Annotated in this window: 24 protein-coding genes; 8 read left to right on the top strand and 16 right to left on the bottom strand. The window is 37.9% G+C overall.

All coding sequences use genetic code 11. The features are described 5' to 3' along the window. Window positions 1-251: 251 nt before the first annotated feature. From OWN49_RS16570 to OWN49_RS16580, 3 genes are all read right to left on the bottom strand, one after another. Entirely contained in the window at window positions 252-785 is a 534-nt protein-coding gene (locus OWN49_RS16570) for a cupin domain-containing protein (RefSeq protein WP_077721852.1), read from the bottom strand. Window positions 786-1,132: 347 nt separating this feature from the next. After that, window positions 1,133-2,170, bottom strand: coding sequence for a flavin-containing monooxygenase (locus OWN49_RS16575; RefSeq protein ID WP_077721851.1), 1,038 nt, complete (start codon window positions 2,168-2,170; stop codon window positions 1,133-1,135). Window positions 2,171-2,233: 63 nt separating this feature from the next. Next, complete coding sequence (locus OWN49_RS16580; protein WP_077721850.1) at window positions 2,234-3,175, bottom strand: cation diffusion facilitator family transporter; 942 nt, start codon at window positions 3,173-3,175, stop codon at window positions 2,234-2,236. Between the two features lie 194 nt (window positions 3,176-3,369). Between OWN49_RS16580 and OWN49_RS16585 the strand changes: the two genes are divergently transcribed. Continuing rightward, window positions 3,370-3,669: a VOC family protein gene (locus OWN49_RS16585; RefSeq protein ID WP_077721849.1), complete on the top strand. Its 300-nt coding sequence runs from the start codon at window positions 3,370-3,372 to the stop codon at window positions 3,667-3,669. A 77-nt stretch (window positions 3,670-3,746) separates the two neighbouring features. On the opposite strand, the gene OWN49_RS16590 is transcribed toward OWN49_RS16585, so the two are convergent. From OWN49_RS16590 to OWN49_RS16610, 5 genes are all read right to left on the bottom strand, one after another. Then, entirely contained in the window at window positions 3,747-5,093 is a 1,347-nt protein-coding gene (locus OWN49_RS16590) for an FAD-binding oxidoreductase (protein WP_077721848.1), read from the bottom strand. Between the two features lie 390 nt (window positions 5,094-5,483). Further along, window positions 5,484-5,804 carry a hypothetical protein gene (locus tag OWN49_RS16595; RefSeq protein ID WP_070081414.1) on the bottom strand — a complete coding sequence of 107 codons (321 nt, stop codon included), beginning with the start codon at window positions 5,802-5,804 and terminating at the stop codon, window positions 5,484-5,486. A 300-nt stretch (window positions 5,805-6,104) separates the two neighbouring features. Further along, window positions 6,105-6,290, bottom strand: coding sequence for a hypothetical protein (locus tag OWN49_RS16600; protein ID WP_015388652.1), 186 nt, complete (start codon window positions 6,288-6,290; stop codon window positions 6,105-6,107). Between the two features lie 160 nt (window positions 6,291-6,450). Beyond that, window positions 6,451-6,816: a cupin domain-containing protein gene (locus OWN49_RS16605; RefSeq protein WP_044802983.1), complete on the bottom strand. Its 366-nt coding sequence runs from the start codon at window positions 6,814-6,816 to the stop codon at window positions 6,451-6,453. 35 nt (window positions 6,817-6,851) lie between these two features. Further along, a complete protein-coding gene (locus OWN49_RS16610) occupies window positions 6,852-7,328 on the bottom strand; it encodes a DinB family protein (RefSeq protein ID WP_077723133.1) in 477 nt (158 codons plus the stop codon). Between the two features lie 203 nt (window positions 7,329-7,531). Here OWN49_RS16610 and cotR point away from each other — a divergent pair, with 203 nt between their 5' ends. Beyond that, the gene (cotR, locus tag OWN49_RS16615; RefSeq protein WP_003156127.1) at window positions 7,532-8,500 is read left to right on the top strand and encodes a sporulation hydrolase CotR; all 969 of its coding nucleotides are present in this window, start codon (window positions 7,532-7,534) and stop codon (window positions 8,498-8,500) included. A 91-nt stretch (window positions 8,501-8,591) separates the two neighbouring features. On the opposite strand, the gene OWN49_RS16620 is transcribed toward cotR, so the two are convergent. Both OWN49_RS16620 and OWN49_RS16625 read right to left on the bottom strand, forming a co-directional pair. Beyond that, entirely contained in the window at window positions 8,592-9,881 is a 1,290-nt protein-coding gene (locus tag OWN49_RS16620; protein ID WP_176283131.1) for an MFS transporter, read from the bottom strand. 16 nt (window positions 9,882-9,897) lie between these two features. Continuing rightward, the gene (locus OWN49_RS16625) at window positions 9,898-10,803 is read right to left on the bottom strand and encodes a bifunctional helix-turn-helix transcriptional regulator/GNAT family N-acetyltransferase (RefSeq protein ID WP_176283130.1); all 906 of its coding nucleotides are present in this window, start codon (window positions 10,801-10,803) and stop codon (window positions 9,898-9,900) included. A 352-nt stretch (window positions 10,804-11,155) separates the two neighbouring features. On the opposite strand from OWN49_RS16625, the gene OWN49_RS16630 reads away from it, so the two are divergent. Both OWN49_RS16630 and OWN49_RS16635 read left to right on the top strand, forming a co-directional pair. Next, window positions 11,156-11,473: a PadR family transcriptional regulator gene (locus tag OWN49_RS16630; RefSeq protein WP_014304415.1), complete on the top strand. Its 318-nt coding sequence runs from the start codon at window positions 11,156-11,158 to the stop codon at window positions 11,471-11,473. Continuing rightward, the gene (locus tag OWN49_RS16635; RefSeq protein WP_071392100.1) at window positions 11,460-12,029 is read left to right on the top strand and encodes a DUF2812 domain-containing protein; all 570 of its coding nucleotides are present in this window, start codon (window positions 11,460-11,462) and stop codon (window positions 12,027-12,029) included. The genes OWN49_RS16630 and OWN49_RS16635 overlap by 14 nt, the downstream gene beginning before the upstream one ends. A gap of 106 nt (window positions 12,030-12,135) precedes the next feature. On the opposite strand, the gene OWN49_RS16640 is transcribed toward OWN49_RS16635, so the two are convergent. Continuing rightward, a complete protein-coding gene (locus tag OWN49_RS16640) occupies window positions 12,136-12,816 on the bottom strand; it encodes an aspartate/glutamate racemase family protein (protein WP_146283802.1) in 681 nt (226 codons plus the stop codon). A 539-nt stretch (window positions 12,817-13,355) separates the two neighbouring features. Between OWN49_RS16640 and OWN49_RS16645 the strand changes: the two genes are divergently transcribed. Next, a complete protein-coding gene (locus OWN49_RS16645; RefSeq protein WP_060563139.1) occupies window positions 13,356-13,817 on the top strand; it encodes a CarD family transcriptional regulator in 462 nt (153 codons plus the stop codon). Window positions 13,818-14,418: 601 nt separating this feature from the next. Here OWN49_RS16645 and cspC read toward each other — a convergent pair. Beyond that, on the bottom strand, window positions 14,419-14,622 hold the full coding sequence (gene cspC, locus OWN49_RS16650) for a cold shock protein CspC (RefSeq protein WP_003156143.1): 204 nt from the start codon (window positions 14,620-14,622) through the stop codon (window positions 14,419-14,421). Window positions 14,623-15,183: 561 nt separating this feature from the next. Then, on the bottom strand, window positions 15,184-15,822 hold the full coding sequence (locus OWN49_RS16655; RefSeq protein WP_101562752.1) for an NAD(P)-dependent oxidoreductase: 639 nt from the start codon (window positions 15,820-15,822) through the stop codon (window positions 15,184-15,186). A 198-nt stretch (window positions 15,823-16,020) separates the two neighbouring features. On the opposite strand from OWN49_RS16655, the gene OWN49_RS16660 reads away from it, so the two are divergent. Further along, window positions 16,021-16,464 carry an Rrf2 family transcriptional regulator gene (locus OWN49_RS16660; RefSeq protein WP_025853722.1) on the top strand — a complete coding sequence of 148 codons (444 nt, stop codon included), beginning with the start codon at window positions 16,021-16,023 and terminating at the stop codon, window positions 16,462-16,464. 120 nt (window positions 16,465-16,584) lie between these two features. On the opposite strand, the gene OWN49_RS16665 is transcribed toward OWN49_RS16660, so the two are convergent. Both OWN49_RS16665 and OWN49_RS16670 read right to left on the bottom strand, forming a co-directional pair. Then, on the bottom strand, window positions 16,585-16,749 hold the full coding sequence (locus tag OWN49_RS16665; RefSeq protein WP_370649026.1) for a cystatin-like fold lipoprotein: 165 nt from the start codon (window positions 16,747-16,749) through the stop codon (window positions 16,585-16,587). A 198-nt stretch (window positions 16,750-16,947) separates the two neighbouring features. Next, window positions 16,948-17,385 carry a MarR family winged helix-turn-helix transcriptional regulator gene (locus OWN49_RS16670; protein ID WP_003156155.1) on the bottom strand — a complete coding sequence of 146 codons (438 nt, stop codon included), beginning with the start codon at window positions 17,383-17,385 and terminating at the stop codon, window positions 16,948-16,950. Window positions 17,386-17,726: 341 nt separating this feature from the next. On the opposite strand from OWN49_RS16670, the gene OWN49_RS16675 reads away from it, so the two are divergent. Continuing rightward, window positions 17,727-18,146 (top strand): organic hydroperoxide resistance protein, encoded by a 420-nt coding sequence (locus tag OWN49_RS16675; RefSeq protein WP_176283129.1) that lies wholly within the window; start codon window positions 17,727-17,729, stop codon window positions 18,144-18,146. 90 nt (window positions 18,147-18,236) lie between these two features. Then, window positions 18,237-19,184: an alpha/beta hydrolase gene (locus OWN49_RS16680; protein WP_156735895.1), complete on the top strand. Its 948-nt coding sequence runs from the start codon at window positions 18,237-18,239 to the stop codon at window positions 19,182-19,184. A 560-nt stretch (window positions 19,185-19,744) separates the two neighbouring features. On the opposite strand, the gene OWN49_RS16685 is transcribed toward OWN49_RS16680, so the two are convergent. After that, complete coding sequence (locus OWN49_RS16685) at window positions 19,745-21,148, bottom strand: MFS transporter (protein WP_060563133.1); 1,404 nt, start codon at window positions 21,146-21,148, stop codon at window positions 19,745-19,747. Window positions 21,149-21,175 lie beyond the last annotated feature (27 nt).

Consider the following 21,175-nt stretch of genomic DNA (forward strand, 5'->3'; position numbering starts at 1 on the left):
TTTTAGGAGGAGCAAGGATAAATTTATTACAAATTCATTTTCACTGACTGCCAATCAATTAAAATGGTCAGACAAAAAACCACATTTGCTGTTGAGTAGTTGTGGAATAAAGCATCGCATCAACTGCACTATGACAAGCTGAAACGTTAATATTTTGTGTTTCAGCCATTCGATCGCTATATTTGATCATGCTGTCCCAATACGATTTTTTTTATAGTCTTTGCCGCAGCAAAGTCCTCTGGAATCCTATACTAATCTTCCGCAGCCGCTGCATCGGCCTTTGTCACATGAACTGTACCAAACGGATGGTTGGGAGGAGCGTAAATTGAATATAGTTTTAACGGCGTATTACCCGTATTAATCACATTGTGCCACGTGCCGGCAGGGACAACAATGGCATAATCATCATAGACATTTCTTTGGAAACTTAAATGATCTTTACTCTTGCCCATTTTAACTAGCCCTCGGCCTTGCTCAATCCGTAAGAATTGATCTACGTTAGGATGGATCTCCAAACCGATATCTTCTCCAATGCCAAGACTCATCAAAGTAATTTGAAAATGCTTTCCTGTCCATAGGGCCGTACGGAACGTATTGTTTTGTTTTGCGGCTTTATTGATATTCACGACAAATGGTTTTGGTCCATAATCTTTCAAGAGAAGGTTTCTATCTTCGTATGAAGGATCATAGTTATTTGGAATAGTCCAATAAACAGATCTTCCATCGCTATACATCGGCACATTCACACAATAATAACATTGATGCGAAAAAGGTATATAATACATTTTTCATCCCCGCAATTTTAAATTTTTGTGATATTATCCTATGCGTTTTGTAATGAGAGTGTGCCATACTAAGGAATTCCCTTGTTCAGCCTAAAAGACTGAAGTTAGCAGAATCGTTTTGGCCACAAAACCCGTTTGCATAAAAAATACCAAAGGCCTGTAACTTTTGGTAACACTGTTGCAGCCGAGAAACTTAAACTTGCCCGGGGTATGCACTCACCAGTCCGACAACCAAGAGATATTGTGTTTTCTGTTCCACAAGCCGATTAAAACAGCCACAGTCACATAACTGGGCTTATTCAACACAAAAAAGAGCAGTAAACCCGTAAGTTACTGCTCTCCTCAGTCTATCCACCGTTCATTTGTTTCACAATGTATTCAGCATCATTTCCTACACCTTGAAGCAGCGCTGAACCTCGCCTATGCTGCCAAGGCAAACCAATAAAGTACAATCCCTCCGCAGCTGAAACACCCCGGTGATGTATAATTCGGCCTTCCTTATCCAAAACACCTTCTATTTTCATCCAACAAAGCGGATTCTTAAAACCAGTTGCCCAAATAACATTGTTTACTTCTAATGAAGATGAGTCTTTAAAAATGATTTCATTTTGCTTTCCGGCTATGACTCTTTGTTTTAAGATGATCTTCTTCTGTCTTATTGCATGTTTTAATTCATACCCAAATATGGGGTCGCCTTTCTTTTGAATGAACTTGCCTAATATTGATGTATGACTTGCATGTAAAACTCCTAATTTATCAAACCACCAAAAAATGCTTCTTTTTCCAATCCATAAAGGAAAATAAACCGGTTTATTACTGCAAGCCAAATATGTAACTCTTTCTTTGGATAATTCAACAGCTATCTGAGCCCCGCTATTCCCGCCGCCGACTACCAGTACATTCCCAGGCGCCAGTTGTTTTGAATGTTTATATTGTGAAGAATGTAATTGACGAATATGACCGGCTACATCTTTTGATATTGATGGAATGTTAGGGGTATGAAAAGGGCCTGCGGCCACCACCAGATTCTTCGTTTGATATTCTTCCCGGTTTGTTTTTATTAAGAAATAGTTGTTTAATTTTTGGACACTTATTACTTCTGTCCGTAATTGGATCGGGATCTCAAATCTTTTAACATATTTTTTCAGATAAGCAGCAATTTCATTTTTTGAAGGGAGTCCATGCTTGTCTCCTTCAAGCTGCATTCCCGGCAAAGAGCTGTACATTCGAGAAGTAAATAAAACCAATGAGTCATACCGGTTTTTCCAGCTTTCCCCCACTTCATGACTTTTATCCAAAATGATAAACTTTTGTTTCGACTTCCTTAGATAATATCCTACTGAGATTCCTGCCTGACCGGCTCCGATTACTATCGTGTCGTACATATGAACCCCCCCTCCGGTTTTATCTTAATTGTCAGCAGACAAAGTGAGTCCCTATCTCCTCCTTTAATGATGATGATGGTCACGCGGATTCTCAGTTTGGGCCTGACAAAGAATCGTATTGTCGTGATTATGCGCAGCTGTTTCCATTTGAATGGTTACATGTGTAATGCCTTTATCTCCAAGTTCATGTTCAATTTTGCGTAAAATACTTTCACTTTCAGAAATGGTCAGCTGATCGTTAACAACAGCGTGGCAGGAAAGAGCATTCAATCCGCTTGTGATAGACCATATGTGCAAATCATGAATGCTTTGAATTCCTTCTGTCTCTTCAATTGTATGAATGATGTCAGTGACATTGATATTTTCCGGAGTTCCTTCCATTAATACGTGAATGGAGTCTTTCGTCACATGGTAACCGCTTCTCAGCACAAGAATAGCCACAATGACACTGGCCACTGGATCTGCCCAGCTCCATCCGAAGAAGATGATAAGGATCGCAGCCAGTATGGCACCTACAGATCCGAGCATGTCACTTATCACATGTAAGTAAGCTCCTCTAATGTTCAGGTTATTCTTTGTATCTCCGCCGTTCAGCATAATCCAAGCGACCAATATATTCACAGCTAACCCGATGATACTAATCGTCAGCATGCCGGTTGTTGCTACCTCCGGCGGATGAGAGAAACGTTTGATTGCTTCATAAATGATATAAAGGGAAATCAATATTAATGCAACACCGTTGATCACAGCTGCAAGAATCTCAAATCGTTTGTAGCCGAATGTCTTATGATGACTTGCCTTTTTTTCGGCCAATTTAAAAGCAATCAGAGCAACCATTAAAGAGATTGAATCACTCAGCATATGGCCTGCATCTGACAAAAGCGCTAAACTATTGGTTAAAAATCCGCCTATCGCTTCTATTATCATATAACCTGTAATCATGATAAAAGAGATCAATAAAACCTTCTTATTGGATCCGCCAGCGTGATTGTGATTGTGACCCATAAAAATCTCCTCCTTATCTAATACACTGTATTTATTATTTCTTTTCTGCTATGAAGCATTCTAACACGGACACAAAAATAACCTTATATGATTATGTGCTCATATACGAATATATAGGTTCTTTACTGAAATGTCAAAATATTTTCAATGAAAATGTTTCTTATCATTAGCTTAGCTTGGGAGGTTGCATTGCTATGAAGCCGCGGATTACAGTAATTACTTTAGGCGCAGACAATTTAGAAAAATCGCTGCACTTCTATCGGGATGGCTTGGGTCTGCCTACAGAAGGAACAGCCGGTACAGATTTGAACGACTTGCAAACAGGACTGAAACTTGCCCTTTGGGACCGCAAAAACATCGCACATGAATCAAACGTTACGATAACTGATCCCGCTCATGATACTTTTTGTGGCGGATACGCCGTTCACTTCCAAGACCCCGATGGACACTTATGGGAAATCGTTTGGAATCCGCACTGGGATGCAAGTGAATAACCAAATTTTACAGCAACAATAAAAACACACCTGAATGTTCTGGTGTGTTTTTTAATTTGTTTCCCACAACGATCAACCTATTTATACGATGGCGGGATGCTTTGCGGAAAACGGAATACATTTTCGGGATCGTATTTCGCCTTTATTCTTTGAAGCCTTGCAAAGTTTGAGCCATAATATGCTTTTCCGAAGTTCTCGATATTTTGATCCGGAACATTCACATATGAACCTGTTACATATGGTTTCATCAGCTGACGCACTCTTTCAACTGATGCAAGATTCGAAGCTTCTTGTGATTTATTTTCCCAACTGGCCGTCCATTCCGTATAAAATAATGGACGGCGCCAATAGAAGGCTGTTTCACTGCTTGGAACTCTGCTTATCGCGCCGCCCCAATTGATAAAAAAGAAGTTGGTTTCTGTCCCAGTCGCTTTTTCTAAAAATTGTCTCATTACTGCAATAGGTTCTTCTGGCCAAAGATTGAGCGCCCACGCCGAGGAGAATTTAACACTCTGATCAGATCTGCCGGGAATCGGTTCGTCAGGATCTAAGAAATCTATACAATCCGGATAGTATAGTGTTTTGATTACTGTTTGTGCCGGCGTTCCGGCATTTAATAAAGGTTTTAATAATTGAACCAGCTCCGGTTTTGAACCGAGGAACAATCCTTCCGCATGGCACAAACCATTTACTTTGCTGTAAATCTCAAGGTAGCATCCTAATCGTTCGTCTGTAAACGGCGCCCATTTTTGCCACGCTTTAAATACCGTTTCTAACTGTTCCCACGGCCAAATGATATTAAAGACGGTTGCGGTTTTAGGGGCACGGTGAACTTTGAATGTATATTGGGTGTTATATCCGAAATTGCCTCCCCCGCCGCCTCTGGAAGCCCACAGTAAATCTTCATTGCGGGAATGATTTGCTTGAATGATCCTGCCTTTGGCATCTACCATTTTCAGTGCGAGAAGGTTATCACTTATCAGGCCGATCGATCGTGAAAGCACTCCAAATCCGCCTCCCATCGTGATTCCTCCGATTCCGACGGTTGGACTGTCTCCGAACGGGGCCATAAAACCTTCCCGAGCTAAACCTTTTACAAGCGGGCCGACGTGAATGCCGGTTTGAACGGTTGCTACCGCGTTTTTTTCATCTAAGAAAACGTTATTCATGTCACTCACATCAATAACAATCCCATCACTTACCGTGGAAAGATTTTTATCCAGAGCATGGCGGCCGCTTCTGACACGTAAAGGCACATTCTTCTCACGAGCCCATTTAATAGCATTACTTACATCGTATGAATTTTGTGCAAAAACAAAGACAAGCGGACAGACATCAACATAAGGGTTCCAATTCTTAACCGCCTGTGTATAGCCGGGGTCCCCTTTGAAGATGACACGTCCCGTTAACTGTGCTGATCCCATCTATTTCACTCCCAATAAGCATTTGATTCCGATACCAGTATATGCAGGAATTGGACAAATTCTTAGACAGATGTTCTGCAAACTTAAAAATAGATACATATACGCGAAGATGATATAAAAACAAAAAAAGACAAGAGCGGCAACCTGCCGAAACTCTTGTCTTTCCTACCATGATAGGCACTTACATTTATTGGCGTGATATCCCGACCTGACTATGGAAGTCCATAGAACATTATGTTTGCCCTGCCATGGGTGGTTCTGCTGAGACACCGGCTGAGCAATCTTTCTGTTTGATCCCCCGACAAGAATCTTTTTCTTTATCGTTTTTGCACCCCTGTACGGATAAAATCAATACACATTGAATCTTATCTTTTACATGATGAAAAGCTCTTATTTTTTCTTCTTGTGCTTACGTTTGCAATCATGTTTTTTCTCTTTCTTATGACGTTTTTTACATTTCGCTTTGGCTGCTAATTTTGCCGCTTCTACCTTTGCTTCTGCTGCTGCTTTTGCTGCTTCTGCAGCTCTGGCTCTTGCTTCTTCCGCCCTTGCTATGGCTTCTTCCGCTCTGGCTCTCGCTTCTGCTTCTCTTGCCGCTTCCGCTCTTGCTGCGTCGTCCGCCATATCAAAATCATGACCAAGGTCACAGGCTTCATTGTATGGCTTTTTCTTCGGAACGTACTGTTGATCTTCACCTTCGTTATAATACATTACGCCACTCCTTCTCTCATTTTTTAATCTCTACATACTATGTAAAGAAAGAACTGCAGCTTGGACTGGTATTTTGATGAACCGGCACATTTTTAGGGCAATTTTCATTTATCATTGCAACAGATTCTGGATGCTTGATGAAACTTGAATGATTTTGACGATTATCATAAACAGCTTAAAAAGGGAGACTACGAAAAAACCAAGGGGTTAAACCCTTGGTTTTTTTGTGAAAATGATAAAAAGGATGCTGCACGCTGCAGCACCCTTTTTATTGAACGATTGGAAAGTGTTTTTTGGTTTTTAGTTTGCTTGCTGTGTTTGTTTTACTGGTTCTTTGCTAAAAAGTCCGACAATGTTCCACAAGATAATAGCAGCAGCTATGATTACACGAGCCGTACTGACTTCTTGATTAGTAAACAATTTATAGCCATATATTGATCCCAATGCTGCTATGCAAAAAATATTGAACCATTTACTCCAACGCAATTAGAAAACTCCTTAAAAAAAGATTACATTTCCAAACAATGTATTATAATATTAACAAATTTTTAAATATTTAACCTTAAATTATTCTTAATTGGTTTTCCTGATCATTGTCTCTAATGTCATTCGGTCTTTCGGAGTTTTGATCGTTTTTTGTTACAGGCTAGACCCAGACATCATTTTCAGCTGTTTGATCAGTTATTTCCTGCCCGGTATTCACAACACCTTTAGGTTCTACAAGCAAAATGTTACACTCTGATTCTGCATAAGGTTTATGTTCAACATTTTTCGGAATGACAAACATTTCACCTTCATTTAATTTTACTTCTCCATCACGAAATTCAATGATTAAATTACCCTTAATAACAATAAAGACTTCATCTGTTTCGTCATGCTTATGCCAAACAAAATCCCCTTGTACTTTAACAAGTTTAAATTGATAATCATTCATTTCAGCGATTACTTTTGGAGACCATTGATCTTGGAACGCAGCTAATTTCTCTTGGAAATTAATCGGTTTATATTCCATTCTTTCCCCTTCCCGTGTAAAACTCAATCATTTTACTAGTCCCAAATTAAAGGCCTGTCAACCTCAGCAGTTCTGAGGTAGTCTAAAAGCTGACCGGTATGTACAGACTCATGGTAAGCGATTCTTAATAACATGTCTCCCAGTTCGCGAATATATCCAACATCAGACCTGTCAATCTTTATATTTGTTAAATCTGTTTCGCTTAACGATTTGATGAATGTCAAAAACGCGGCCCGATACGGTTTGGCGAATTCTAATTCTTCGGTTACTGTGGTAAACGTTTTTGATTCATACGGGTTTTCGGATTCCTCTGAAGACTCATTCATTTGTTTTAGTAAAATGTGATGATAAAGAAATTCCGCTTCTAATACATGTCTTATCATTTCCTTGCACGACATTGCTTCGGAATCCGGGCGCCAGTCCATTTTTTCCTCAGGTACAGCTGTCCATAACTTGATGCTTCGCCGTCTTACCTCTTCAAAATGTAAAACAATAAGGTCAATTGTATTCAAGTATTTTCCCCCTTTTATTTTTAAATAATAATTCTCCTTCTTCACGGAAAAAACCTCTTCAAATAAAAAACATATCCTTTCCCGACTCGCTGGATTGATAATCAAACCATTTTTAAGATAAGAAGATATTCATTCATCCATACAATAGACTCTGGCTGAACATATACTGAATGATAGTTTGCATCAGAAAGGAGAAATCAGCTTTGGCAAAATATCGGATCATGACCTTTGACGGGGGCGGTACATTAGGTGCTTTAAGTTTACAACTATTGAACAGACTGGCTGAAGAAAATCCGGCATTAATAAGCCGAACCCATGTATTTGCGGGAAATTCAATCGGTTCATTTACTGCCCTGGCATTAGCAAGCGGAAGATCTCCGAAGGAAACACTTCAGTATTTTGAGGATGAAATCCTGCCCGCATTCAGCACTTCCCGGCCGGGCGGACCTGTTTTCAATCAGCAATTACCATATTCCGGTTTTATTAAAGCGGTACGAAACTTTTTCCCGCCAGGCCTTCGTCTTAAAGATGTAAGAAAACGAATTGTTGTCCCTTCATTCAAATTATACTCCCCGGCACTGGATCGTTGGACGCCCGTATTATTTCACAACTTTCCCGGCTCTCCCTATTTAAATGAGAAAGTGAGTGATGTCATACTGCGGAGCAGCGGTGCTCCCGCGACACAGCGCGCCTATCAAAACTACGTGGACGGATATGTAGTGGCAACGAACCCCAGTACGGCCAGTATCGCGTTTGCGGTTGGTAAAGCCAACGTGCCATTGGATCAAATTGCGGCGCTATCCATCGGGACAGGTGAAGCCCCGACTCGGTTAAGAAGAGATACGAGGGGATGGGGAATGGTAAGTGCGGATAACATACGTCCCGAAAATCTGAAGAACCTTCCTCCAAATTGGGGAGTCCTTTTGGACAGGTCGCCTAATGAACCTTTACTGCCATTTCTTCAGATGATCTCCGGCGGAAATGGCTACTATGAATCCATGGTCAGCGCGAATCTGCTGGGAGATCGCTTTTTCCGGTTAGATCCGCGGATTCCTAACTTCTCCAAAACAGACCCTTCCGTGGTTCCCGCTGTCATTGAAATTGCGAACAAAACCAACTTACAGCCTGCGAATACATTTATAGAGAAAAACTGGAATGACAGCGCTAAATAAGCAAGAAGTTTACATCATCATACAATGAACAAAAAATACCAAGGGACTCAAACCCTTGGTATTTTTTATGCGGCTGAGAGGATTTGGACCTTCACGGGTTATTCACACGCTGGGATACTGTTTCATTTGAAGCTGAATCGGTCGGTTTTTGCTCTTTTTTTATTTTAACCGTTTCAGGCAGTAAGAAAGTAAATATTGCCGCTCCCAACAAAATAATAATTGAGAAATAAAAAGAAAGATCATAGTTACCCATTTCACTATAGAGAAAACCCGGTACATAAGCTCCCAGCGCTGATCCTATCTGATGGCTCAGGAATAACCAGCCTAAAATAAAACCAACTGAATATTGTTTAAAATATTGCGTGGCTAACATTTGAGTAGGGGCTACAGTTGCAAAATCAACTAGTCCAAACAGGGTGGCAAAAATAAGTAATATGACCGGATGATGACTATATAACAGGATACAAATTGATAATGCGCGTATGGCATATAAAAGAATAAGCATCTTTTTACTGCTCCAACGGTCTGCCGCAATTCCTGAAATGATTATCCCCAATATATTAAATCCCGCCAATACACTAACTGCGGCACTGGTTACACTTGTTGAAAATCCATGGTCATGAGAAAAAGGGATAAGGTGAGTATCCATCAGCCCTGTAGTTGTAAAACCGCATATAGCAAAAGGTAATATTAAAAACCAGAATTGTTTCTTGCAAAACACAGCCCAAACAGAAAAGCGGGCCGTATGCTGTTCACTTTCAACTCCTGCTTTCATAAAACCGCCCATAGGAGATAACCCCATCTCGCCGGGATGATTCCGTAAAAATAACAGTATGACAGGAAACACAATAACCATTAAAAGCAGACCCAAAATCACTACAGTTAACTTCCAGTTAAACCATTGAATCAAAATGAGAGAGCCGGGAACAAGAAGCATCTGACCCACGCCAAACCCTGCCTCCATAATTCCAAAAGCAAGTCCGCGTTTTTCATTAAACCAATTTGTAACAACAACTGTTGCGGCTACATTGGATGCCCCTCCGACACCGACGGAGATAACAATTCCGTAAAGGATAAATAATTGCCATGGATGATTTACAAAAGAAGTCAATATAAAGCTGATCCCGACTACGAAAGTGCTGACTGACAAAATCATTCGGGGACCTAATTTATCAACCAGCCTCCCTATTATGGGCTGAGATATGCCATATATGATAAAACTCAGAGTGGAAATAAGTGAGATTGTTCCTCTATTCATAGAAAAATCTTTTTCCCATGGTTCAACAAAAGCTCCAAATGAAAGACGCGCGCCTTGAACTGCTAAAAAGGTAAAAAAAGTGACAAACACAATGATCCATGCATAGTGATATTTTATTCGCATCCTATCCCCCCTCACTTTATAATTCCAAATCCCAGCGCTCTTCTATTAAATTTGATCCCCATAAAGGTTTTTCTTCATGAATTTCTGTAATTTCGAATCCATTCTTTTTATACAATGGCCGGGCTGTTGACATGTCTCTTACCGTCCAAAGAAATATACGCTCGTATCCATTTTCTTTACAATATTGAACAAGTGCCTTAATCAGACGGCTGCCGACACCTTTTCTTTGAAATGACGGATCGACTAAGAACCACCTTAACTGACCTGTTTTTTCATCGTCATTCACTAAGCCGATACAACCCGCAAATTGATTCCCGCTTTCTGCCACCCATATTTTTTCAATATCCGCTTTAAACGTATCGTGAAGATAGGATAAAAATGTTTCATCCCAGCGATGGGATTCGGCATAAAATAATCGCTGTTTCTCAATTATGTTTTTGACATCCTCTGAAGTATAATAGTCTCTTATTGAAATCGGAGATTCTTTATCATAAAAAGAATGCTGCAAAATGTTTTGAATGATTTCCATTGAATGTACAAGTTTTTCTTGTTCCTCTTTGTCTATGCGTTCAAGGATATATTCAACTTGCTGATTAGCTTTTTTCTCCAGGCTTTTATAAATACTTTTCCCTGACTCGGTGACATAAAGGAAATGGTTGCGTCCGTCTTCTCTGCATTTTTGCTTGTATATGAAGCCTTCTTCTTCAAATTTTCTGATAATTCTGCTTACATATCCTCTGTCCAGGTCTAACCTTTCTTGAATGATTTTTGCTGTACAATCGGGCGTATTATAAATTTCGTATAAAATCCTGGTTTCCGTTAAAGAGAATGGACTGTCATAAATATGTTCATTCAGAAAACCCAAAATGTCTGTATAAAATCTATTAAATTGTCTGAATGCCAAAACACGTTTTGTTTCCAAATTGTTGAACCTCCTCCAAAAGATTGACTTAAGAAACTTTTTCCATCGTAATCGAAACAGTTGCTTGAGTCAACTATTAATTTTCATCCCCTTTCAATTTGATGATTTTCTTACCGTAAAAAAACACATTGAAAATAAACGACACTGTTACATCGGAAAACAGTTACGTACCGGGATACATTCTTTTGACGTTAATATGGACATACAAAAAGTCACTTCCCATTACGTAAAGAAAGCGACTTTTTAGATTTGATTTTCAAGTTCCTTTTACAAATTTTGAAAAGACCATTGACTATTCAGTTGTACTGTATTAAGTTTAACTATATAGTCGAACTGAATAGAGGATGAGGATATGAAACATAAATTATTACCGCTGTCTGAAACCATGCATTATATTTTATTAGCTCTGCGTGAGCCGCTTCATGGCTATGCCGCCATGCAGAAGATCGAAAAGATGAGTAACGGAACTGTTATTTTAGCGGCCGGCACATTATACGGCGCGATTGAAAACTTGAATAAGCATGGCTGGATTGAGCCTGTTGGAGAATCAGGCCGGAGAAAAGTCTATAAGATAACTGCGGAAGGAAGCGCCATTTTGAAGATGGAACAAAACAGGTTACTGCATATTTTATCCCTGCACGAAGGAAGTGAATCGAATGAAGAAATTTAAGATGTTTTTTGATATTGAAAAAGAGGAGCAATGGCTGAACGAGCAATTACAAAAAGGCTATCGCTGTACAAATATCAGCGGATTAGGAATATACACTTTCGAAAAAACCGACAAAAAATATGTGATGAGACTGGATTATCAAGATTATTTATCAAAGAAAAAATTTAAAGATTACAAAGAGATCTATGAAGACTTCGGCTGGAGTTATATAAATGGCCCTTGGGGGCTTGGAACTCGATATTGGCAAAAAGAAGATGATGATCAAAATGAAATCTTCTCGGATCGCCAGTCAAAGAGTAATTATTATAAAAGACTAATGAGTTTTTCATCTTGTTTTGGGTTACTGTGCTTGTTTTATTCTTATTTGATTTACAAGGATTCAGGTTTGTATTTAGCTGAAGGTCTGTGGAGTATGGAAGGCGCAATGTTTTGGAAGGCATTTTTATTTGAAACTCCATTTGCCCTTTTGAGGTCGCTTCCCGCCCTTATGGCTGTTCTATTTGGCTGCAGTTTCTATAAAGCGTATCGAAAGTATTCAAGGTTAAAAGAACAATAACGCGGGGAAGTTACATTCAAAGAAGTAATTGAGGATCATGTATCTGCCGAAGCCGGGCGCTTTAAAGGAAAAAAAGCGCCCTGAATTTGCTGATAAATCAGATGACTTATTTTGTTAATGATACATACTTATTTACAATGGCTTGAGCGAGACAGGCTGATGAATCAACAAAGGTAAGCCCGCTTCTTTTTTGATCCGTAACCATATTTAAATCCGTACATGCAATGATAACCGTATCAACCTTTTCTGCTAATTCACGGTGTAATTCATCATATAGTGTACTAGCCTCATCGATTTGACCTTGTTTAATCTTTTCTATTATTTGATTGACATAGATTTGCCAACTATCTTGATGTAAAAAATCATAACCTTCTCTGTTTAACGCTTCTTGAAATATTCCGGATTGAACCGTAGGAACGGTGGCTAAAAGAGCTGCTTTTTTTGAGCCTTTAGGTATTTTTTTTATGGTTTCATCAATCATGTTTAGTAAAGGGACTGAAATCGATTTTTTTATTTGATTAAAATAGAGATGTGCGGTATTACATGGAATGGCAATAAAATCAACACCCGTTTTTTCAAGCTTTACAGCACCCTTAATAATTGCATTTTCCATGTCCGTATGATTGAGAGGTTTATTCATGTAGAAAGGTGTCGGACAGGAATAAATCATCATATGAGGAAAATCCATGTCATGTATTGCTCCATATATTTTTTGGCACTCGTCTACGACTTTATCTACAAATGGCCCAGTAGATTTTGGCCCCATGCCTGCCAGTATTCCAATCATAATTGTCCTCCTCTGTAAAAATGTGTACGAATACGATCATGATGAGTTATTCTTGTGTTTCTCATCTGAATCTGCACTCATTTCTTTTCTGGCTTTCTTCTCCTATTTTATCATTTCATTAATCGAATTATCATATCTAATTCCGCCGCACGCAGAAGAATGGCAGATACACTAAGGTTATGAAAGCTTGTTTTCATTACTATGTTTTCATGAATGATGGTTAAAAATCGGTGATTAAATTGTGCCCATATAGATTAGTAAACGTGTCATTGATGTCAAGGCATGAACTCCTAAAGGATATTTAATAACTCATTTTCAACGAAAAACTGATCTCTGTTAATTAGTCGAGATTCCAAGATATACCCCGACCAATTGACCTTCCTTTTTTAGGAATCCCAAAGGTTCCCTCTTGTTTTGATGTTGTTTTTTTAAAAAAATTTATTGACACAAATAAACGATCATGTTATTATTGAAAATTTGATATCTCACTTCATATATGGTAACCTTAAGTTAAGTTCCCATATATGGAGGTGGATTATATGTTTCAAATTGGCGATAACATTGTTTATCCAATGCACGGAGCAGGTACGATTGAAGCCATAGAAGAAAAACAATTCTTAGAGGAAAAACAACAGTATTATGTCATAAGAATGTCAATCAGTAATATGACAGTTATGATTCCAACGCGTAAAATATCGAGTTCAAATATACGGCCAGTTACTGATATACGTGCATTAAAACACATTATACACATTTTTCAGCATGGAGAATCAGATAGGTTACTGCCGTGGAAGCAAAGGTATATAGTAAACACGAACAAAATAAAAACGGGTGAAATACAAGAAGGCGCTGAAGTTGTACGTGATTTAATGCGAATGAAGAAAGAAAAAGCACTTAATTCAAGCGAAAAAAAAATGTTGGATAATGCATATGAATTTTTGATTAGTGAACTGGAAGTCATTAAAGGAATCACTGAAAAACAAATAAAAAGTTTCTGTTAAGGTTAATGATAGATAATTTTTCAGAATATTACGATTAGACGTTCAACTTCTTCAACTTACTTTTTAAACATTAACCGCTTTTATTACTCCTCAATCTAATCTGTTTTATTTTTTCTTCAACGAACACTTGAATTCTCGATGAAATAGTCACTTGATTTTTGTAATCCTGATTCACACTGGCACGGACAAGGAGCCGTAAGGATGGAAGAGAGGCAGGGCTTTCATTGTTTTAGGTCTAAGTGATTATTTCCGGAAGAAAAAACAACCACTCCCCTCTTTATCTTTAAGAATTTCTTACATCTCTTGCGACAGTGAATAGCAGTTGTTTATCTTCTTTTCATAAAAGAGATATGCGAATTGTAACAAAGAATAACATACAGTTACCTTGAGAACATAAAAACAAATCATTTATATATATTCCACATATCGTCAATCCGTTATGTTATACTGTAAACAATCCTTTGAGGTTTTAAACCTTTTTCTTACCTTGTAGCATCTGTCCCTACTCGAACGTTGAGTAGGGTTTTTTATTCAGTATGATACAGAGAACATAAAAAAACAGGCCCTATATAAAGAGCCTGTTTGTATAAACGATTGAAGATTAAGCAGTTTTTTGAACGTTAGCAGCTTGAGCTCCACGAGCACCTTGCTCAACGTCAAACGTTACTTTTTGACCTTCGTCTAAAGATTTGAATCCGTCACTTTGGATTGCAGAAAAGTGTACGAATACATCGTCTCCATTTTCACGTTCGATAAATCCAAAACCTTTTTCTGCATTAAACCATTTAACTGTACCTTGTTCCATTTTTGTTGCCTCCTAGTGTATTACACATTGTATTACTATCCTTGCCCAAAGTATCATCAAGACGAAAAGTCGATATTCATACTATCCTTTACACGAACAAAAATAATTCTCCTTTATCATAGCACGAAACGGAAATAACTGCAAATTAATAATATGTTCATTCATGTTTTATTTGTTAAACGTGCGGCAGGTTTTTTAGTGAGAACCTTCATTTGTAATTTAGAAGTTTTGACGGACCCCTTACCGTACTTAATAATAAATATCATGTTGAGAGGTGTATTTTTAAAAAGCCCACTCATGAAAACGAGTGGGTTTACAAAAGCTCTAACTAACCCGCAAAGGTTTTAGTCAGAGCTATTTATACGTATTTTTTTGATCCAACTCACTAAGCACCTGCTCTGTCATCAGTTCGATAATATTCATTGGAACATGATAAATCCCCTTTTTCATAAAAATAATCAGCTACTCTGATTGCAAAGTTTTCAATGTCTCCGTACATTCTTAAAAGGAAAATGCCATTAGCAATGACGCTAATGGCACCTTTGTTTCTTACTCAATAACTTATTCAGCTTCTCCCACAACTGTAAAGCGTTCATTTATATGTTTTGGATTTTCTATTTCATCCAATACTGCAATTGCATAGTCTGCATAGCTGATATAACTTTCGCCTTTCGAATTCACAAGAAGATGATCTTTTCCTGACTGATAAAACCCAGTTCTTTTCCCGTCTGGGTCAAATACCGCTGAAGGACTGATAAATGTCCAGTTAATATCAGAAGTCTCCTTTAGCTCTTGCAAGTTACGACCTTGCCCTTTAGCTGTTGGAATAAAAATCTCCGGGAAATCTGGTGTATCCATTACACTGACAGTTTTATTTTCGTCTACATAAAGACTCCCTGCTCCGCCTACAATTACGGCTCTTGTCCCCATTCCTTTTAATGCCCTAATTAATGCCCGGCCAGCATCTACATGTGCCTGTTCTTCTCCTAATGGAGCTCCGAAGGCATTAACTACTACATCTAACTTTTTTAGATCATCCGATGTCAGATCAATTATATTTTTTTCAATGATTGAGATCTTTTCCTCTTTAAGTTTTGCAGCATCTCTTACAATTGCAGTTACTTCATGTCCCCTGCTTACCGCTTCTTTCAAGATAAGACTTCCAGCTTTTCCGGTTGCACCAATGATTCCAATTTTCAATTTAAAGTCCCCCTAATCATTCAAAATTTTAAATGTAACCAAATTGATTACATGTAATAATTTTAGTTACACCTTATTTATTTGTCAATACTTTTATCATCTTGTTAATTGAGCATATTAGAGTGAAATAAACTTGTAATACATTCAGTTACAAGTGTACTATAAAGAGTGTAAAGTAATTAGGATGGTGAAGAAATCATGTCTATTAGCAGCCGTTTTGCTGTAGGAATTCATATATTGGCTCTTATTGAAATAAATGAAGACGGAATTAGCACTTCTGAATTTTTAGCTGGAAGTGTAAATACAAATCCCGCCTTAATAAGAAAAATTATGGGGATGCTGAAAAAAGCAGGTTTAGTAAATGTACGGCCAGGTATTGCAGGAGCTGAATTAGCGAAGGATTTAACTGAAATCACCTTACTTGATGTTTATAGAGCAGTAAATGTTGTTCAAGATAAAGAATTGTTTAGTATACATGAAAATCCCAATCCTCAATGTCCTGTAGGCCGGAACATTCAAAGTACAATTGGTCCAATATTTGAAATCGCCCAATCTGCCTTGGAAAAAGCTCTTGGACATATAACAATTGAGGATGTGGTAAAGGATATTATTGAAAAAGAAAAATCGGCCGATAATTGTTAAATGATTCACAGAAAATCTTTTATCAGACTGGGGATAAAAAATCAATAAAACAAAAAGGGACTGGGTTATATTGAATCCAGCCCCGAATTGATATTGATTTTTTGATTGAAAAATGGCTTTTTAAGCAGTAAGCTTGCGAGAACTTTCTTCTGGCTGATAAAACGCAAGCTGAATATACTTCCCGTCATCATATACAGAAATTATGGCGTTATCTCTTTTGTACTCATCAGAATCTGCTCGCATTTCTTTTCTGACTTTCTTCTCCTGCTTAATCACTTCATTAATTGCATTATCCTATTTACTACCGCCGCACGCAGTCAGCAGAAGGATGAAGGTGACTGACAAATCATACGACCTACTATAGTAAGTCTATAAACAAAAAATACCAAAGGTGTCAAAACCCTTGGTGTCATTGGGATCGGCCGAGAGGACTTGAACCTCCGCAGGTTATCACCCGCTGGGCCACCATCTATATTCACAAAACTATTGCTCAGTTGTCAGCATGTGAAGTAAATTACGAATTTCCTTGTTATAACTTTTAATTTCTTCTTCATTACAACCGGTTTTATCAAATACTGCATTAGGGATCATTGTGACTTTTTCTTTAAACTCATTCCCTTCAGTTGTTAACGTAATAATTACACTTCGTTCATCCTCTTTTGAACGCTCTCTTATAATAAGACCTCGCTCCTCAAGTCGTTTTAAAACTGGAGTTAATGTTCCGGAGTCCAGATATAATTCTTCGCCTAAACCTTTAACAGATATTTTTTCCTTCTCCCATAAAACAAGAAGAACCAAATACTGTGGATACGTAATTCCTAATTCTTTTAAGAGAGGATGGTATAACTTTATCATTTCACGGGAAGCTGCATAAATCGCAAAACATAGATGATTACTTAACAGTAATTTATCATTCTTCATGTTAAATCCCTCACAATATTTATATTCATTACTACACATAATAGCATAAGAATTACATTAAGTAAAATTGAATGACTAACAATTTAATTAATCATAACTTATGCAAAATCAGAAAGAATTTATCACCAATAATATGATCTCCTATTTTCTCAATGTGGTTATTATGTACACTAACTTTAAACTGCCGAAAACTGTTCTTTATTTTAGTCTAATCAATCATTTAGAGGATTTTAATTGCGAATTTCAATTGAGAACAATTTAATTTTCAAAAATTTAATTGACAACGCTTGTTATATTGATTAAAATTCAATTGTGTTAAATTTAATTTATAGGAGTGTTTGATGATGACAGTATATTTTACAGCAGAAGCTACAACAAAAGGCGGAAGAGAAGGTCATGTAACATCTAATGATCTTATTATTGATTTGGATTTAGCTATGCCAAAACGAAATCAAGTATCCACTGCTACAAATCCAGAACAATTATTTGCGGCAGGCTATTCAGCTTGTTATGACAGTGCTCTTCATTTAGCAGCCCAGAGACAACGATTAAAAATCGAATCAGCTGTTACCGGTAAAGTAAGTTTATTAAAAGATGAAAGTGATAATGGTTATAAAATCGGAGTTGTTCTGGAGGTGGAAATTCAAGGGGTATCTCAAGAGCAAGCGGAAGAATTAACACATGCAGCTCATCAAGTATGTCCATATTCTAAAGCTACTCGCGGAAATATTGATGTACAAATCATTACAACAGCAATGTAAGACGAAAGATGCCAAGATCAATAGGCAATAGAATAAAAAAATTTGATTAAAACATATAGGTGATCAACCTTCAAATAAGGAGTGAGATTGATGTTAAAGAAAGTACAATTAGAAAAAGCAGCTCAAGAATTTGCAGAAGCAACCGCGAACCCACCCTATCTATTCGACCTTGGACCTGAGAAAGGACGAAAAGCTGTAGATGAGGTTCAATCTGACCCAATTGATAAACTGCCAGTTGATATTGAAGATATTATGATTTCAGGAGGACCGAGCGGACAGGTATCAGTAAGAATAATGCGCCCGCAGAATGCACCTGCGCACCTTCCTGTCATCGTGTACATTCATGGGGCCGGCTGGGTATTTGGTAATGAGCATACACATGATCGGCTCATCCGTGAGCTAGCAGTCGGAGCACAAGCTGCTATTGTCTTTCCAAATTACACCTTATCTCCAGAAGCAAAATATCCGACAGCCATTGAAGAAATCTATGCAGTAGTGAAGTGGGCATCTGAAAATGGCCGTGAGAACGGCATGATTCCCGAGAGTCTAACAATTGCAGGTGATAGTGTTGGAGGCAATATGGCTGCTGCTGTCACGCTAATGGCCAAAGCACGAGGTGACTTGAATATCCGGCAACAATTACTTTTCTATCCGGTAACAGACGCTTCTTTCGATACGGAATCCTATCAACAGTTTGCTGCGGGATACTTTTTACGCAAGGACGCGATGATGTGGTTTTGGGATCAGTACACAACCAATTCGAACGAGCGTGCTGAAATTACAGCATCACCTCTGCGTGCAACTGCTGAGCAGCTTCAAGGGCTTCCACCTGCATTGATTATCACAGCTGAAGCTGATGTACTTCGTGACGAGGGAGAAGCATATGCCAATAAACTTCGTGAAGCTGGTGTTCCGGTCACTGCCGTACGTTTCCAAGGTATCATTCACGATTTCGTGATGCTCAACGCCTTAGCTAAAACTGAAGCTGCGCGCGGAGCAATTGATCTCGCCGCAACCTGGCTGCGTAAAGGGTTTTAATCCATTTATTGTTTCGTCACATAGAGACTGCTGCAAATAAATAAAAAACAAACAGATCCACTCAAATAATTGAGTGGATCGTATATTGGAATAATGGAACTTTTGATGAGCTTTTTAATCGGGCTGGTTATTATTTTGTTGTTGAGATGTCCCCCTAATTGAAAAGCTAACTCCACAACAAACTCCATTTTTTCACCACTTCACCCTCTTCATATCCAAAAAACCTTTGTTGATTAGTTAGCGTACAAGTTCTCGTTTTCTGCTTTGGACCCCATATAGAAAATAAAAAGCCAGCTCTCCTTCGGGAGAAGAACTGGCATAACAAAGCTTCTTATTTTGCTGTATTGCCCGGACCTTTTAATTTCTCTTCGTTCTTGCGTCAATGTTTTATTATTAGGACACAACCAATAAAATAATGACGATCGAGAATAGCAACGCTGCTTTTGCAAAGCAGTGAGCCCTCCAGAATATAAAAGAGCTGCAGTCATTGCTGCTCGGATAATCCCAGCTTATTCTGAGTCTGTATTTCGAGTAGTCGTTCAATTAAATGGATGTTTTTTTCATTCCTTTTCTGTTTGTTCCATTTTCCACCACAGTGAATCTTTTGGATTTTCAACAGCTTCTTGAAACTCAGCTTTAGAAGCAACTGTTGGGTATGAACCTTTTAAAGATTTACCTGAAGTATCTTTAAATAAGGTTAACACAACTATTAAGCCAATTAAACTGACTGCCAATAAATAGAAACCCGGCGCCAAATTGTTTCTTGTCACATGGGTTAACCAAGAAGCAACTAAAGGTGTTGTTCCGCCAAAAATAGAAACTGATAAGTTGAATGTCCAGGATAATGTACGATATCTAATGTCCGTATGGAACAACGTAGGTAAAGATCCTGGCATAGTACCTTCGTATACAGATAATACAATACCTAACATTAAAAGTCCTATAAATAAGAAAGTTATATTCCCCATATTAAGAAATTGGAAAGAGATAATCGAAAATACAATTCCTAATACTAATCCAATTGCTATAACTTTTTTATTTCCTAATTTATCTCCCAGTTTACCAAAAGTTAAAGCGAACGGTACCATAATAATCAATACAATTGCTGTAACCGGTGTACTTATATTATCACTTATACCAAGGTTCTCATCTAAATAAGAAGGCATATACCCTAACAATAGGTAATTGGTTATATTGAAAAATGCCACAAATACGATACATAAAAAGATATCTTTTTTATATGTTTTAATGACTTCAAATAAACCTGGTTGTTGTTCTTGGTTTTCAGAGATGTCATTTTCAAAGATTGGTGATTCATCTAAATGACTTCTCAAATATAAACCAAATAATCCTATTGGAATACTTAAGAAGAAAGGAATTCTCCATCCCCAACTATTCATTTGAACATCAGATAAAGTCCAGAAAAGTACTGTAACTAAAACAGAAGCTACTATATAACCAGATAATGTGCCGATTTCTAAACCGCTGCCTAACCTTATACGTTTATTATCTGGAGAAGATTCTGCGATATATACCATTGCCCCAGCGTACTCTCCACCCACAGAAAAGCCTTGCAGAATACGGGCAAAGAGTAATAATATAGGGGCCCATACACCAATCTGATCATAGGTAGGAAGCACACCAATTATTAAAGTAGATAAAGCCATCATTAAAATAGTAATTGTTAATACCATTTTCCGACCAAATTTATCACCCATTTTACCAAAAATAATTCCGCCTACCGGTCTAAGTAAGAAGGCAATTGCAAATGTAGCAAAAGTAAATATTAACTTTAATTCATCGTTTTGAACCGGACTGAAAAAGTTTTTACTAATAATAACTGCCAAATAAGAATATAAAGCAAAATCAAACCATTCCATCGCGTTTCCTATCCCTGTAGCAAACACGCTTTTCTTCGCTTTTTGAATGTCTACAACGTTAATTTTTTTCTTGTTAAACTTCATTTAATAATATCGACTCCTTAATTATCA

The sequence above is a fragment of the Bacillus sp. NEAU-242-2 genome, from assembly GCF_027853835.1.
Lineage (GTDB): Bacteria > Bacillota > Bacilli > Bacillales > Bacillaceae > Bacillus > Bacillus velezensis.